The 14,481-nt window shown below is 70.9% G+C and carries 15 protein-coding genes and 1 pseudogene; all 16 read left to right on the top strand.

What is annotated here, in order from left to right; translation table 11 throughout:
- Positions 1-620, top strand: a pseudogene (locus tag D7Y21_RS27080) (hypothetical protein); the annotation flags it as partial.
- Between the two features lie 249 nt (positions 621-869).
- Positions 870-1,529 carry a malonate decarboxylase holo-[acyl-carrier-protein] synthase gene (gene mdcG, locus D7Y21_RS27075; protein ID WP_158619270.1) on the top strand — a complete coding sequence of 220 codons (660 nt, stop codon included), beginning with the start codon at positions 870-872 and terminating at the stop codon, positions 1,527-1,529.
- Between the two features lie 346 nt (positions 1,530-1,875).
- Positions 1,876-2,616 carry a beta-ketoacyl synthase chain length factor gene (locus D7Y21_RS27070; protein ID WP_233612294.1) on the top strand — a complete coding sequence of 247 codons (741 nt, stop codon included), beginning with the start codon at positions 1,876-1,878 and terminating at the stop codon, positions 2,614-2,616.
- Positions 2,609-3,388: a 1-acyl-sn-glycerol-3-phosphate acyltransferase gene (locus D7Y21_RS27065; protein WP_121716601.1), complete on the top strand. Its 780-nt coding sequence runs from the start codon at positions 2,609-2,611 to the stop codon at positions 3,386-3,388. Before D7Y21_RS27070 ends, D7Y21_RS27065 begins: the two co-directional genes overlap by 8 nt.
- The gene (locus D7Y21_RS27060) at positions 3,375-3,638 is read left to right on the top strand and encodes a phosphopantetheine-binding protein (RefSeq protein WP_014398640.1); all 264 of its coding nucleotides are present in this window, start codon (positions 3,375-3,377) and stop codon (positions 3,636-3,638) included. The genes D7Y21_RS27065 and D7Y21_RS27060 overlap by 14 nt, the downstream gene beginning before the upstream one ends.
- Before the next feature lie 36 nt (positions 3,639-3,674).
- Complete coding sequence (locus tag D7Y21_RS27055; RefSeq protein WP_120563604.1) at positions 3,675-3,935, top strand: acyl carrier protein; 261 nt, start codon at positions 3,675-3,677, stop codon at positions 3,933-3,935.
- Complete coding sequence (locus D7Y21_RS27050; protein ID WP_121716599.1) at positions 3,932-4,483, top strand: hypothetical protein; 552 nt, start codon at positions 3,932-3,934, stop codon at positions 4,481-4,483. The genes D7Y21_RS27055 and D7Y21_RS27050 overlap by 4 nt, the downstream gene beginning before the upstream one ends.
- Positions 4,476-6,185, top strand: a complete 1,710-nt coding sequence (locus D7Y21_RS27045; RefSeq protein WP_121716597.1) for an AMP-binding protein — start codon at positions 4,476-4,478, stop codon at positions 6,183-6,185. Before D7Y21_RS27050 ends, D7Y21_RS27045 begins: the two co-directional genes overlap by 8 nt.
- Positions 6,182-6,919, top strand: coding sequence for a glycosyltransferase family 2 protein (locus D7Y21_RS27040; protein ID WP_121716595.1), 738 nt, complete (start codon positions 6,182-6,184; stop codon positions 6,917-6,919). Before D7Y21_RS27045 ends, D7Y21_RS27040 begins: the two co-directional genes overlap by 4 nt.
- Complete coding sequence (locus D7Y21_RS27035) at positions 6,916-7,863, top strand: acyltransferase (RefSeq protein ID WP_121716593.1); 948 nt, start codon at positions 6,916-6,918, stop codon at positions 7,861-7,863. Before D7Y21_RS27040 ends, D7Y21_RS27035 begins: the two co-directional genes overlap by 4 nt.
- Complete coding sequence (gene hutH / locus D7Y21_RS27030; RefSeq protein ID WP_121716591.1) at positions 7,835-9,394, top strand: histidine ammonia-lyase; 1,560 nt, start codon at positions 7,835-7,837, stop codon at positions 9,392-9,394. The genes D7Y21_RS27035 and hutH overlap by 29 nt, the downstream gene beginning before the upstream one ends.
- Complete coding sequence (locus D7Y21_RS27025) at positions 9,384-9,803, top strand: thioesterase family protein (protein WP_120563610.1); 420 nt, start codon at positions 9,384-9,386, stop codon at positions 9,801-9,803. Before hutH ends, D7Y21_RS27025 begins: the two co-directional genes overlap by 11 nt.
- Positions 9,800-10,408, top strand: coding sequence for an outer membrane lipoprotein carrier protein LolA (locus D7Y21_RS27020; protein WP_121716589.1), 609 nt, complete (start codon positions 9,800-9,802; stop codon positions 10,406-10,408). Before D7Y21_RS27025 ends, D7Y21_RS27020 begins: the two co-directional genes overlap by 4 nt.
- Positions 10,398-12,695, top strand: a complete 2,298-nt coding sequence (locus D7Y21_RS27015; protein ID WP_121716587.1) for an MMPL family transporter — start codon at positions 10,398-10,400, stop codon at positions 12,693-12,695. Before D7Y21_RS27020 ends, D7Y21_RS27015 begins: the two co-directional genes overlap by 11 nt.
- Positions 12,692-13,921, top strand: coding sequence for an NAD(P)/FAD-dependent oxidoreductase (locus D7Y21_RS27010; protein ID WP_120563613.1), 1,230 nt, complete (start codon positions 12,692-12,694; stop codon positions 13,919-13,921). Before D7Y21_RS27015 ends, D7Y21_RS27010 begins: the two co-directional genes overlap by 4 nt.
- Positions 13,909-14,478: a DUF3261 domain-containing protein gene (locus D7Y21_RS27005; RefSeq protein WP_120563614.1), complete on the top strand. Its 570-nt coding sequence runs from the start codon at positions 13,909-13,911 to the stop codon at positions 14,476-14,478. Before D7Y21_RS27010 ends, D7Y21_RS27005 begins: the two co-directional genes overlap by 13 nt.
- Positions 14,479-14,481: the final 3 nt, after the last annotated feature.

The following is a 14,481-nucleotide window of genomic DNA, read 5'->3' as shown; positions in this document are numbered from 1 at the left end:
GCTCGGGGCTCGGGGGCGTGGGGCGCTGGCTGCTGGCGCTGGTGACGCTGTCGGGCGCGGCGTACTCGGTGAGCTTCCTCGCCGGGGAGCGGTGGCCCACCTACCGCACGCTCAACGCGCTCACGGGTGTGTGGGCCGTGTTCTTCGCCGCGTCGCTGGGGAACCTGGGCACCATCTGGCCCAGGCATGGCCCGCGCGTGGCCACGGGCCTGCTCACCGCGTTCGTGGCCTTCAGCGCCCTGCTCGCGCACGAGCAGTCCCTGGAGCTGTTCGCCCTGCCCCAGGGCCGGGAGCTGGCGGTGATGGAGCAGGGCGCGAGCCTCGTCGTCCCGGACAAGAAGCCGCGCGTCTTCGTCCTCACGGCGAAGCAGTCGGACTCCACCGCGCCCTTCCACTACCTGGACGAGTTCGGCTCCGTCTCCGTGGACGCGGAGTGGGTGGCCAAGGAGATGCTCAAGGCCCTGGTGAAGGAGCGCTTCCCCCGCGAGCGCGACGTGAGCGGCCTCTACCGCTTCGCCGCCGGTCCGGTCGCCCCGGAGCCGCGCAACTACGACATCCTCATCGACATGCGCCGCCAGCACGTGAGCGCCGTGAGCCCCATCCTCCAGAAGCCCCGCTAGCGCTCCCCACGCCTCAGGGGAACCCCTGATGCGTACGCTCGGCTCCCACCCGGTTTTCCGGGGAGATTCACGCGTCCGCGAGCAACCGGCACGGGCCGGTGCAGGATCGCTCCCACCGGCGGCGTGAATCCGGGTAATGAATCGAGGAGTGAGCTCCACCGCTTCCGCTTCCGTATGTCCCGGGGGCAGCCCCGTCCCGCGTCGCGGAAGCGGGCCCGGCTCCCTCCTGACGGCAGGAGATGCCCGCTGATGGGCGGTGAACGTCCGGTGCGGCATGACTGGGTGTACCTGGGCGCCAACTGGGCGGAAGCCCTGCGCTCTCCCATGATCCCGGACGTCCTCGTGCACGTCACGGCGTGGCGGGCTCAAGGCCGGCCCTTCGCCGTCTCCCGCCAGGACCTGCCGGACCGGGAGGACGACCTGCGCCTGGGGCTCACCCTGCCCGACCGCCGCCACCTGTCGCTGCACGTGGCCCTGTCCGCCGTGGAGCGCCACCTGCCGCCGCCCACGGTGCAGGAGGTGCGCGCCACGGCCCCCGCGGCCTGGGGCCCTGCCCTGGACGACGTCATCGCCCTGGGCAGCGCGCTGGATTTGACAGTGGGCGTGTTCGGTTCGCTGGCCTGGCAGCACCGCTCGGGCGTGCCCTTCTTGCGGCCGCTGTCGGACGTGGACCTGCTGTTCTCCCCCGCGCGCTGGTCGGACGTGGAGCGGCTGCTGTTCGGGCTGGAAGCGGTGTCCCGGCGCCACTCGGTGGTGCGCCTGGACGGCGAGGTGCTGCTGCCGGACGGCGGCGCCGTGTCCTGGCGCGAGCTCGCGCTGGAGCCCGAGCGCATCTGGGTCACCGGCCCCCGCGGCGCCAGCCCCCGCACCCTCCGCGAGCTGCGCGCCCTCTTCCCCTCCGAGTCCTGAACCACGCAGGGGAAGCACGCGCCGCGTGAATACGCGCGCCCACCGCCACGTCACGCAAGCCACCTTCACAACCCGTTTCCACCGCCCATTTCGAATGACTCGCGGGGCCTTTCACGCACCGCGCGACACACGGGCGCGCCGTCTCCCTGGACAAACCCGGAAGAACGTGAAGGTCGAGGCCCCATTGCGTCTGTCATCAACAAGAACGTGGGGTTGCAACGACCGCAGGGCAGGCGGCAGGGCAGGCTCCCGGCGCCCGGCCCGCTCGGGCCAGGGGCCCAATTGTCACCCTGTGAATGGTTTGGTAAAGGTTGTCTTTGGGGGCGATTGGGGCCTCTCCGTCACGATGATGGGATTCTCCGTACAGCGCTGGGCCGCCTGGGCCCCCGGACTCGTCAACCCTGCTTCCTGGGAAACGTGGCTCGCGACCCCGCATCCGCTCCCCGCGGAAGGCACGCCCGCACTCGCGGCGATGCCCGCGATGATGCGCCGCCGGGTGGACCGGCTGGGCCGCATCGCGTTGCAGGCGGCCTATGACGCGCACGTGGACACGCCGGACGCGCCCGTCATCTTCGCATCGCGTTATGGAGACCTGGGCCGCTCGGTGGAGCTGCTCACGCAGCTGGCGCGCTCGGAGCCGCTGTCGCCCACCTCCTTCAGCCTGTCGGTGCACAACGCCATCGGCGCGCTCTACTCCATCGCGCGCGGGGACACGTCCGCCTACGCCGCCATCGCCGCGGGCGAGGAGACGGTGGAGGCCGCCTTCACGGAGGCCTGCGGCCTGCTGTCCGACGGCGTCCCCCGGGTGATGGTCGTCGTCTACGACGAGCCCGTGCCCACGCCGTGGGAACACTTCTCCCGGGACGTGGCGTTTCCCCACGCATGGGCCTGCCTCCTCTCCGCCAGCACGGGCGCGGACGCCATCCGCCTGGACTGCGCGGACAGCGCCCCGGACTCGCCCGTCGCGCCGTTGGATGCGGCGGAGCTCCCGGCGGACCTGCGCGCCCTGCGCTTCCTCGTCTCCGGCGCCTCGCGGTGGGAGCACGCGACGGGCGGCCGGTGCTGGCGGTGGGCGCGCCATGCTTGAGAAGCTCGACCGGCCGTGGCGCATCTTCGCCACCGGGTTGTCCTTCGCCACCTTCGGGCTGGGGGGGCTGGCGCTGCGGCTCATCTACTTCCCGCTGCTCATGCTCTTCGTGCGCGAACCGAAGCGGCAGCAGCGGCTGGCGCGGCTCGCGGTGCACTACACGTTCCGCTTCTTCGTCGGCTACATGCGCGCGCTGGGCGTGCTGCGCTACGAGCTGCAAGGCGTGGAGAAGCTGTCGCGCTCCGGGCTGCTCATCCTGGCCAACCACCCGTCGCTCATCGACGTGGTGTTCCTCATCTCGCTGGTCCCCAATGCGGACTGCGTGGTGAAGGCGAGCCTGGCGAACAACCCGTTCATGCGCGGCCCCATCCGGGCGACGCGCTACCTGTGCAACGACTCCGGGCCCGGGCTCATCCAGGACTGCATCGCGTCCGTGAAGGCCGGCAACAACCTCATCATCTTCCCGGAGGGCTCGCGCACGCCGCTGGACGGGACCATGCAGTTGCAGCGCGGCGCCGCCAACATCGCGGTGCGCGGCCCCTGCGACATCACGCCGGTCATCATCCACTGCGCGCCGCGGGGCCTCACCAAGGGCATGCCCTGGTGGAAGGTGCCGGAGCGGCCCATGCACTACGTCATCCGCGTGGAGGACGACATCCACGTGCCGGCCCAGGACGCGGACGCGGGCGAGGCGGCGAAGGCCGCGCGCCAGCTCACCACCCGTTTGCACGACCATTTCTCCAGGGGGAGCCAGGAACATGTTGGAGCTTGAGCAGGAAATAAAGCGGCTGGTCATCGACACGTTGAACCTCGAGGACCTCAAGCCGGACGACATCGATCCGGCGGCGCCGCTGTTCGTCGAAGGGCTGGGGCTGGACTCCATCGACGCCCTCGAGCTCGGCCTCGCGTTGCAGAAGTCCTATGGCGTCGTGCTGGCGAGCGACTCCAAGGAGAATCGCCGTCACTTCGCCAGTGTTCGGGCGCTCGCGGACTTCGTCAGCACCCACCGCACCCGTTCCTAAGCAGCCCCCTTCAAAAACAAAGCGAGGAGTCACCCCATGACCAAGCACGAGCTGTTCGAGCGCCTGAGCGCCATCCTCCAGGAAACCTTCGACATCGAGCCGTCCCGCATCGTCCCGGAGGCGCGGCTGCACGACGACCTCGACATCGACAGCATTGACGCCATCGACCTGCTGGTGCGCCTGAAGCCGGTGACGGGCCAGCGCGTTCCGCCGGAGGTCTTCCGCTCCGTGCGCACCATCCAGGACGTGGTGGACGCGCTGTACGGTCTGCTCGGCAGCGACTCCGCCGCGGCGTGAAGCGTCTGCGTCCGGTGCTGTTGGGGCTCTTGAGCCTCGCCTACCCGCCGCTCGTCTATCTGGGCCTGGGCCACTTCGAGCCCCGCTGGATGGCGCTGCCCCTGGCGGCCATGGCGGTGGTGCGCGCGGTGGCCACGCGGGAGAAGATGTGGCTCGCGGCCGCGGTGGGCGCGCTGGTGCTCGCGGGCTCCAGCATGCTGGGCAACAACGCCCTGCCCCTGAAGCTCTACCCGGTGCTGGTGAACGGGGTGCTCCTCACCGTCTTCGCCACCAGCCTGGCCTATCCGCCCAGCGTGATTGAGCGGCTGGCGCGGCTTCGGGAGAAGGACCTGCCGCCGTCGGGCGTGGCCTACACGCGCCGGGTGACGCAGGTGTGGTGCGGCTTCTTCGTCTTCAACGGCGCGCTCGCGCTCACCACGGCGCTCTTCGCGAGCGACGCGACCTGGGCGCTCTACAACGGCCTCATCGCCTACGGCCTCATGGGCCTGCTGTTCGCGGGCGAATGGGTGGTGCGGCAGCGGGTGCGCGCACGGCACGCCCATGGTTGAGCCGCTCGCGCTCGAAACCCTCCTCGTCCACGGCCGTCCCGCCGGGCACCCCGTGGCCCGGAGCGAGGACGGCGTGCGGGACTTCGGTGCGTTCCGCGCCCGGGTCGCCGGCTGGCGCTCCGCCTTCGCGGCGCACGGCGGCCAGCGCTACGCCCTCTTCACCGAGGACACCTTCGAGTTCGCCGCCGCGCTGCTGGGCGCCTGGCACGCGGGCGTGTGCATCTACCTGCCCGCGGACGCGCGCCCCGCCACGCTGGACGCGCTGAAGGCCCACGTGGACGGCTTCGCGGGCCGGGCCCCCCAGGGCCAGGGGCCGCTCGCGCCCGCGGTGAACGAGGACGGGACCGCCGCCGCGTTCCAGCCGCTGTCGCCCCAGCTCGCCGCGCTGGTCGTCTACACGTCGGGCTCCAGCGGAGAGCCCACCGCCATCCCCAAGCGCCTGTCGCAGCTGTCCAGCGAGGTGGCCACGCTGGGACGGCTGTTCGACGAGGCCGTGGGGGACGTGCCGGTGCTGGCCACCGTGTCGCACCAGCACATCTACGGCCTGCTGTTCCGGGTGCTGTGGCCGCTGACGTCCGGCCGCCCGTTCGACGCGCACGCCCTGCCCTATCCGGAGGACATCCTGGCCGCGCTCCAGGCCGGCCCCTCCTTGCTGGTGGCGAGCCCCGCGCACCTGAAGCGGCTGCCGGCCACGCTGGACTGGGCGGCCGTGCGCGGGAACCTGCGCGGGCTGTTCTCCTCCGGCGGGCCGCTCACTCCTGAAGCGCTCCAGGCCTGCCGCGACCTCCTGGGCCGGGCGCCAGTGGAGGTCTACGGCAGCTCGGAGACGGGCGGCGTGGCGTGGCGCCGGCGCGACACGGACGACAGCGCTTCATGGCGCACGATGCCGGGCGTGGAGGTCCGCGCGGACGAGGACGCGCTCTCTGTCCGCTCTCCGCACCTGGACCTGCCCCCGGGCGGGTGGTTCACCACGGAGGACCGCGCGCGGCCCGTGCCCGGCGGCTTCGAACTCTTGGGGCGCCGCGACCGGCTGCTCAAGCTGGAGGAGAAGCGCGTGTCGCTCTCCGCCATGGAGCGGACGCTGGTGGCCGGGGGCCTGTTGCGCGAGGCCCGGGTGCTGCCCCTCACGGAGGGCCACCGGGTCATCCTGGCGGTGGTGGGGGTGCCGGACGCGGAAGGCTGGCGGCTCCAGGAGTCGGGGGGCAGGCGGTCCCTGAGCCAGGCGCTGCGCGAGAAGCTGGCCCCGCATTTCGAGTCCAGTGCCTTGCCGCGCCGGTTCCGATATCTGGAGGCCATGCCGGTCAACTCCCAGGGCAAATCCACCGAGGCGGCGCTCGCCGCGCTCTTCGACCCGAAGCGTCCCCCGTTCCGCGTGCTGGAGCGCTCCGACGAGCGCGTGCTGCTGGCGGTGGAGGTCCCCGCGAACTCGCCCTACTTCGAGGGGCACTTCCCGGGCTCGCCCATCCTGCCCGGCGTCGTGCAGGTGGAGTGGTCACTGCTCCTGGGCCGCGAGCACTTCGCGCTGCCGCCGGACTTCCTCCGCATCGAGACGCTGAAGTTCCAGCAGGTCATTCCGCCCGGCACGCTGCTGTCGCTGGAGCTCACCTGGGCGAAGGAGTCCGGGCGGCTGGGGTTCAAGTTGACGTCGGCCGCGGGCTCGCACGCCAGTGGCCGCATCGTGTTGGGGGGAGGGGCAGGATGAAGGTCTGCGCGGTGATTCCGGTCTACAACCACGGCGAGGCCGTGGGCGCGGTGGTGAAGGCAGTGCGCAGCCACGGGCTGCCCTGCGTGCTGGTGGACGACGGCAGCGAGCCCGGCTGCGCGGCGGTGCTGGACGGCCTGGCGCGCGAGGACAGCGAGCACGTGGAGGTGGTCCGCCTGCCCCAGAACGAGGGCAAGGGCGGCGCGATGATGGCGGGCCTGCGCGCGGCCCTCTCCCGGGGCTACAGCCACGCGCTCCAAATCGACGCGGACGGCCAGCACAACGCCGGCGACATCCCGCGCTTCCTGGCGCTGGCGAAGGCGCAGCCGGACATGCTGGTGTGCGGCACGCCCGTCTATGACGAGTCCGTGCCCAAGGGCCGGCTCTACGGCCGCTACGCCACGCACATCTGGGTGTGGATCAACACGCTGTCATTCGCCATCCGCGATTCCATGTGCGGCTTCCGCGTGTATCCGCTGCAGCCCACCGTGGCGCTCATCGACTCGGTGAGAATCGGCAAGCGGATGGACTTCGACGTGGAGGTGCTGGTGCGCCTGTTCTGGCGCGGCATGCGCATCCTCAACCAGCCCACCCAGGTGCGCTACCCCACCGACGGCATCTCCCACTTCGACGTGCTCTGGGACAACGTGCGCATCTCCGGCATGCACGCCCGGCTCTTCTTCGGGATGTTGGGACGGCTGCCGGTGCTGCTCTGGCGCAAGGTGGCGAAATGAAGTCCCGCCACTGGGCGGAGATGGGGGAGACCACCTTCGTGGCCGGCATCTGGATCCTCTACTGGATCCACCGCTTGCTGGGCCGTTGGCCCTTCCGCGTCTGCCTCTACCCGGTGGTGCTGGTGAACTGGCTCAGGCGTCCGGCGCTGCGTCAGGCGTCGCGCCAGTACCTGGAGCGGATGCAGACCGCCACGGGGGCGCTGGGGCACACGCCCCACTGGCGCGACAGCGTGCGGCACGTGCTGATGTTCGCGGAGACCATGCTGGACAAGCTGCTGGCGGTGAGCGGGCGCTACCGCTTCGAGAGCGTCCGCACCGAAGGCCGCGAGGAGTTCTACGAGGTGGCGAAGTCCGGCAGGGGCGGCATCATCGTCACCGCGCACATGGGCTGCCTGGAATTGTGCCGCACCATGGCGGAGCGCCGGGGCGAGGTGAAGCTCAACATCCTGGTGCACACGCGGCACGCGGAGCAGTTCAACCGCCTGCTCAAGCGGCTCAACCCGGAGAACGACTTCCGGCTGATGGAAGTCACGGACATGGGCCCCGCCACCGCGGTCGCGCTGAACGAGCGCGTGGAGGCCGGCGAGTTCGTGGTCATCGCGGGCGACCGCATTCCGGTGAATGCCAGCCAGACCGTGCGCGTCGACTTCCTCGGCCACCCGGCGCCATTTCCGGTGGGCCCCTACGTGCTGGCGGCGCTGCTCAAGTGTCCGCTCTACCTGCTGGGCTGCATCCATGAGGGCGACAGCTACACCATCCACTTCGAGCGCCTCTTCGAGCGCGTCGTGCTGCCCCGGGGCAAGCGCGAGCAGGCGCTCACCGACTGCGCCCAGCACTACGCAGGCCGGGTGACGGCGCTCCTCCAGCGCGCACCCTACGACTGGTTCAACTTCTTTCCCTTCTGGGATCAGGTGAATGTCTCCGCGAAGCCCCCAACTTTCTGACACCCCGGTCCGCTTCGACGGCGGGCGGCTGACTCTCGAGGACGTAGGCGCCCTGTCTCGCCGCGAGCGTCCCGCGGAGCTGGGCACGGCCCCCGCCTTCCGCCAGCGCATCGCCAAGGGCGCTGCGTTCCTGGACCGGCTGCTGGCGGAGGACGGCGTCATCTACGGCGTCACCACTGGCTACGGCGACTCCGTCACGGTGTCCATCCCGCCCGCGCTCATCGCGGAGCTGCCGCACCACCTCTACACGTACCACGGCATCGGCGCGGGCCGGTTCCTCACCCCGGAGGAGACGCGCGCGGTGCTGGCCACGCGGCTGGCGTCGCTGTCGCAGGGCTTCTCCGGCGTGGGAGTGCCGCTGCTCACCCAGCTGGAGCTGCTGCTCAAGCACGACGTGCTGCCCCTGATTCCGGCGGAGGGTTCCGTGGGCGCGTCCGGCGACCTGACGCCCCTGTCCTACGTGGCGGCGGTGCTCTGCGGCGAGCGCGACGTGTGGCACCGGGGCGAGCGCAAGCCCGCGGCGCAGGTGCTGAAGGAGCTGGGCATCGCGCCCCTCAAGCTCCGGCCGAAGGAAGGCCTGGCCATCATGAACGGCACCGCCGTGATGACGGCCCTGGCGTGCCTGGCGTGGGAGCGGGCGGAGTACCTGTCTCGGCTCTCCACGCGGCTCACGGCGTTCAACGTGCTGGCGAGCGCCGGCAACGCGCACCACTACGACGAGACGCTCTTCGCGGCCAAGCCCCACGCGGGCCAGCAGCGCGTCGCGGCCCGGCTGCGCGCGGACCTGGTCACGGACCGGCCGCCGCGCAACGAGCAGCGGCTCCAGGACCGGTACTCGCTGCGGTGCGCGCCGCATGTCATCGGCGTGCTGGAGGACGCGCTGCCGTACTTCCGCACGCTCATCGAGAACGAGCTGAACAGCGCCAACGACAACCCGCTCATCGACCCGGACGGCGAGCGGGTGCTGCACGGCGGCCACTTCTACGGCGGCCACATCGCCTTCGCCATGGACGGGCTGAAGAACGCGGTGGCCAACGTAGCGGACCTGCTGGACCGGCAGCTGGCGCTCCTGGTGGACCCACGCTTCAACCACGGGCTACCCGCGAACCTCTCCGCCTCCACGGGCGCCCGCGCGGCCATCAACCACGGCCTCAAGGCGGCGCAGATCAGCGTCTCCGCGTGGACCGCGGAAGCGCTGAAGCAGACCATGCCCGCGTCCGTCTTCTCCCGCTCCACCGAGTGCCACAACCAGGACAAGGTGAGCATGGGCACCATCGCCGCGCGCGACTGCCTGCGCGTGCTGGAGCTGACGGAGCAGGTGGCCGCGGCCATGCTCATCGCCGCGCGCCAGGGCGTCACCCTGCGCCAGCGGCTGGACGCGGACGCGAAGCCCGGCCCCGCGATGGCGGCGATGCACGCGGACCTGGAGGCGCGCATCCCCTTGCTGGTGGAGGACCGGGCGCTGGACGGCGAGCTGCAGGGCCTGCTCACCGCCATCCGCCGTCGGGAGTGGAGCCTGCATGAAGCCTGACCTGAGCTGCGAGCTGGAGATCGACCCGGCGTTCCACGACCTCGACATGATGGAGATCGTCTGGCACGGGCACTACGTGAAGTACCTGGAGCTGGCGCGCGCCGTCATCCTGCGCAAGCACGACTACGACTGGCCGCAGATGCGCGAGTCCGGGTACGGCTGGCCCGTGGTGGAGATGAAGCTCAAGTACGTCTCTCCCATCTCCTACAAGCAGCGCATCATCGTGCGCGCCGAAATCACCGAGTGGGAGAACCGGCTGCGCTTCGACTACCTGCTGCGCGACGCGGACACCGGCCGCAAGGTGAACCAGGCCCACACCATCCAGGTCGCGGTGTCCTTGAAGACAGGCGAGATGGAATACGTCTGCCCGGAAGTCCTCTGGAAGAAGCTGGGAGTGTGGCCGGGATGAAGCCCTTCCTCGTGTTGATGCTGTCGCTGCTCTCCCTGAGCGCCCACGCCGCGGACCTGGTGAAGGACGTACGCGCGCGCCTGGTGGACGCGCCGCTGGTGCGCGGTCAGTTCGAACAGAAGAAGACCGTGGCGGGCTTCAAGAAGCCGCTGGTGTCCAAGGGGGACTTCCTCCTCGCCCGCGACCAGGGCGTGCTCTGGAACACGCGCACGCCGTTCGCCTCCACGCTGACGCTCACGCGCAAGTCGCTGAGCGCGCAGCAGGCCACGGGCGGCGCGGCGTACCACCTGGACTCCACCAAGGAGCCCGCGCTGGCGGCGGTGAACGAGCTGCTCTTCGCGCTCTTGTCGGGCGACGTCGCGGCGCTCCAGAAGCGCTTCAAGGTGGAGGGCGAGCTGGTGGGCACCGCCGGCTGGAAGCTGGAGCTGACGCCCACGGACGCGGGGCTCGCGCGCGTCTTCAAGCACATCCACCTGGAGGGTGACGGGTACGTGCGCCAGGTGCAGTTGGACGAGACGCGCGGCGACAGCAGCGTCATCACGTTCGAGCAGCTCGCGCAGACGCCTCCTCCCGACGCCACGGAAGCGGAACGCCTTGGCAAATAAGCTGGCCATCCTGTGGGCGCTGGTGGTGCTCGCCGTGGGCGTGCACCAGGTCCAGTTCTGGCGCTCCGCGAGCCTGGACACGGACGTGCTCGCGCTCCTGCCGGAGGACGAGCAGGCACCAGAGGTGGACGCCGCCACGCGCAAGCTCGCGGACGAAGCCGGCCGGCAGGTGGTGCTGTTGGTGGGCGCCAACGACTGGCCGTCCGCGCAGAAGGCCGCGGACGAGGCCACGCACGTGCTCATGGAGGCCTCGGACCTGCTGGAGCCGGCGGTGGTGGACACGTCCGCGCTGGAGCAGGCGGTGGACTTCTACCGTCCCTATCGCGACCGGTTGCTCACGCCCGCGCAGCGCCAGTGGCTGTCGCGCGCGACGCCGGAGGAGCTGGGCGGCACGGCGTTGATGAAGCTGTACCAGCCCGCGGGCGCGCGGCTGACGGACTGGAACGCGGATCCGCTGGGCCTGTGGCAGGACTGGTGGCAGGCCCGCGCGGCGGAGACGTCCGCCCGGCCCCGCGACGGACGGATGTGGCTGTCCGGCGAGGGGCGCGAGTGGGTGCTCCTCATGTGGAAGAGCAAGGTGTCCGCCTTCGCGCTGGGGGACGGTTCGCGCGTCACCACCACGGTGGAGCGGGCGCGCTCGCAGGTGGAGGCGGCGGTGCCCGGCGGACGGCTGGTGGCCGCGGGCGTGCCGCTGTACGCGGAGGCCGCCGCAGCGCAGGCGAGCTGGGAGATGTCCACCATCGGCTTCGGGTCGCTGGCGGCGGTGCTCATCCTCGTTTGGCTCACCTTCCGCTCGCTGCGGCCCATCCTCCTCGTGGGCGTGTCGCTCACGCTGGGCTGCGCGGTGGCGCTCTCCGTCACCGCGCTCGTCTTCGACCGGGTGCACCTGCTCACGCTCGTCTTCGGCTCCAGCCTGGTGGGCGTGGCGGAGGACTACGGCTTCCACTACTTCGCCGCGCGCCAGGGCAAGGCCCCGTCGGAGCGCGGGCCGGTGATGCGCGCGCTCCTGCCCGGCATGGTGCTCGCGCTCGTCACCAGCGTGGTGGCGTACCTGGCGCTGGGCGTGGCGCCCTTCCCGGGCCTGCGGCAGATGGCGGTGTTCTCCGCCGCGGGGCTGACCGCCGCGTTCCTCACCGTGGTGTGCTGGTTCCCCTCCTTGGACACCGGCGCCCTGCCCGTCACCTCCTTCGCGGAGCGCTTCTCCGCGTCCATCACCCGCTGGCCGCGCATCGCGTCCACCCCGGCGTGGTGGCTGTCCGGCGCGGTCCTCACGGTGCTGGTGGCCGTGGGCATCTGGAAGCTGGAGCCCCGGGACGACCTGCGCCAACTGCAGGGCGCGCCCGCGAACCTCATCGCGGATCAGCGCGAACTGGGGCGCCTGTTGGGGCTGCCCAGCCCGGCGCAGTTCTTCCTGGTGCAGGGCGACAGCGACGAACAGGTGCTCGCGCGCGAGGCCGTGCTGAAGACGAAGCTGGACGCGCTGGTCACGGAGAAGGTGTTCGCGGGCTACCGCGCCGTGTCCGACTGGCTCCCGTCCGAAGCACAGCAGCGCGAGGACGCGGCCCTGAGCGCCCGCGCGGAGGCCCTGGCGGTCGCCGCCGTCAGCGAATCCACGGGTGAAGCCCCCACGCGCGCCGCGTTCTCCCAGGAACCGCTCACGCCCAAGCAATTCCTCTCCGGGCCCGCCGCGGCGGCCATCCGGCAGCAGTGGCTGGGGACGCTGGGCCAGGCGCAATACAGCGTCCTCATGCTGCGCGGCCTCAACGACCCCAAGGTGCTGCCCCGTCTGGAAGAGGTGGCCCAGGGCCTGGAGGGCGTCCGCTGGGTGGACAAGACCGCGGAGATTTCAGGCCTGCTCAGCCGCTACCGCCGCATCATGGGCGGGCTCATCATCGCGGGCTACGTCGCGGTGCTGCTCACGCTGGTGGCGCGCTTCGGCCGCCAGGCGTGGCGCGCGTGGATCCCCTCCGTGCTGGGCACGCTCCTGACGCTCGCCATCTTCGGATGGGTGGGCGCGCCGCTGCAGCTCTTCACCGTGCTCGGGCTGGTGCTGCTCCTGGGCATGGGCGTGGACTACGGCATCTTCCTCCTGGAGCACCCCGGTGACGGCTCCGCGTGGCTCGCGGTGGCGCTGGCCGGCGTGAGCACGCTCCTCTCCTTCGGGCTGTTGGGCCTCTCCGCCACGCCCGCGCTGCGCTCCTTCGGCCTCGCCATGCTGCTCGGCGAGGTCACCATCTGGATCCTCACCCCTTGTTTCCGACTTCCACCCGGGAAAGCCACACATTGAAAACTGAATCAGCGGACATCCTCATCATTGGCGCGGGCCCCGCGGGCTCCGTCGCGGCGGGCCTCCTTCGCAAACAGGGCCGTGACGTGCTCGTGCTGGAGCGCGAGCAGTTCCCGCGCTTCTCCATTGGCGAGAGCCTGCTGCCGCAGAGCATGGAGTACATCCAGGAGGCCGGCTTCCTCCAGGACGTGGTGGAGGCGGGCTTCCAGTACAAGAACGGCGCCGCCTTCGAGCGCGCCGGCAAGTACACGGACTTCGACTTCCGCGAGAAGTTCACCCCCGGCTGGGCCACCACCTATCAGGTGCAGCGCGCCCGCTTCGACCAGATCCTGGCCCAGGCCGCGGAGAAGAAGGGCGCCACCGTGCGCTTCCGCCACGAGGTGCTGACCGTGGACTTCTCCAGCGGGCAGCCGGTGGTGACGGCGCGCTCTCCCGAAGGCGAGACGTACCAGGTGAAGGCGCGCTTCCTCCTGGACGCGAGCGGCTTCGGCCGCGTGCTGCCGCGCATGCTGAACCTGGAGACGCCGTCCAACTTCCCCGTGCGCGGCGCCATCTTCACGCACGTGGTGGACAACGTTCCGCTCGGCACCTTCGACCGGAACAAGATCCGCGTCACGACGCACCCGGAGCACGTGCACGTCTGGTACTGGACCATCCCCTTCTCCGACGGCCGCTGCTCGCTGGGCGTGGTCGCGAAGAAGGAGTTCCTGGACCAGTACACCGGCACGGACACGGAGCGGCTCCAGGCCATCGTGAAGGAGGCGCCGTCGCTGCAGAACCTCCTGAAGGACGCCGTCTGGGACACGCCCGCGCGCAAGCTCACCGGCTACGCGGCCAACGTGAAGTCGCTGTGGGGCCCGGGCTTCGCGCTCCTGGGCAACGCGGGCGAGTTCCTGGACCCCGTGTTCTCCTCGGGTGTCACCATCGCCTTCAAGTCCGCGAGCCTCGCCTCGGCCTGCATCGCCCGGGAGTTCGCGGGGGAGAAGGTGGACTGGGAGAACGACTACGCGAAGCCGCTCAAGGCGGGCGTGGACACCTTCCGCACCTTCGTGGAGTCCTGGTACGAGGGCGGCTTCCAGGACATCATCTTCCACCCGAACCCGTCGGAGGACGTGCGCCGGATGATCTCCGCCATCCTCGCGGGCTACGCCTGGGACAAGAACAACCCCTACGTGGCGGACAGCAAGCGGCGCCTGACCGTCCTCGAGGAACTGTGCGCGGCGTAGTCGCCGCGCTGCTCGTCGCGGGGCTGGTGGCCTGCACCACCCCGCCCCGGCCCCGGCCCGCCGCCCCTGGCGAGCCGTTGCCGGAGCTGCGCCTGGCTCCCGCCGCCCTCGGGGCATCCGTGAGCCTGGCGCAGCAGCTGGTCTTCGCGCACGAGCAGGACCCCGGAGGCCCCCGCTCCCTGGAGGCCCTCCTGGAGGTGGACCCGGACCAGATGCGACTGGCCGGGCTGACCATGGGGCACCGCATCCTCACCCTGCGCTGGGATGGCAGCCACCTGGACGAGGAGCGGGACCCCCGCCTGCCCGCCCAGTTCAACTCCGCGCTGGTCGTGCGGGACGTGCAGCTCGTCTACTGGCCGGCCGACGCCGTGCGCGCCGCCCTGCCCGCGGGCTGGACGTTGGAGGATGGGCCGGGACAGCGGACCCTGTCGAAGAACGGCAGGGAATGGGTGACGGTGCGCTACGATGGCACCCCGCGCTGGGAAGGGCGCACGCAGCTCACCAACCACTCCGAGCACTACCAGCTCACCATCGAATCGCACGTCGCGGACGAGTGACAC

The organism is Corallococcus sp. AB045 (assembly GCF_003668895.1).
Classification (GTDB): Bacteria; Myxococcota; Myxococcia; order Myxococcales; family Myxococcaceae; genus Corallococcus; species Corallococcus coralloides.
Note: the sequence above shows the minus strand (reverse complement) of the source record. Positions and strands in the feature narration are given on the sequence as shown.

Bases quoted from the DNA above. Each gene is read 5' to 3' on its own strand.
- D7Y21_RS27070 (WP_233612294.1), top strand. From the start codon at position 1,876: ATGATGGGATTCTCCGTACAGCGCTGGGCCGCCTGGGCCCCCGGACTC.
- D7Y21_RS27040 (WP_121716595.1), top strand. From the start codon at position 6,182: ATGAAGGTCTGCGCGGTGATTCCGGTCTACAACCACGGCGAGGCCGTG.
- D7Y21_RS27020 (WP_121716589.1), top strand. From the start codon at position 9,800: ATGAAGCCCTTCCTCGTGTTGATGCTGTCGCTGCTCTCCCTGAGCGCC.
- D7Y21_RS27065 (WP_121716601.1), top strand. From the start codon at position 2,609: ATGCTTGAGAAGCTCGACCGGCCGTGGCGCATCTTCGCCACCGGGTTG.
- D7Y21_RS27035 (WP_121716593.1), top strand. From the start codon at position 6,916: ATGAAGTCCCGCCACTGGGCGGAGATGGGGGAGACCACCTTCGTGGCC.
- mdcG (WP_158619270.1), top strand. From the start codon at position 870: ATGGGCGGTGAACGTCCGGTGCGGCATGACTGGGTGTACCTGGGCGCC.
- D7Y21_RS27055 (WP_120563604.1), top strand. From the start codon at position 3,675: ATGACCAAGCACGAGCTGTTCGAGCGCCTGAGCGCCATCCTCCAGGAA.
- hutH (WP_121716591.1), top strand. From the start codon at position 7,835: ATGTCTCCGCGAAGCCCCCAACTTTCTGACACCCCGGTCCGCTTCGAC.
- D7Y21_RS27025 (WP_120563610.1), top strand. From the start codon at position 9,384: ATGAAGCCTGACCTGAGCTGCGAGCTGGAGATCGACCCGGCGTTCCAC.
- D7Y21_RS27060 (WP_014398640.1), top strand. From the start codon at position 3,375: ATGTTGGAGCTTGAGCAGGAAATAAAGCGGCTGGTCATCGACACGTTG.
- D7Y21_RS27045 (WP_121716597.1), top strand. From the start codon at position 4,476: ATGGTTGAGCCGCTCGCGCTCGAAACCCTCCTCGTCCACGGCCGTCCC.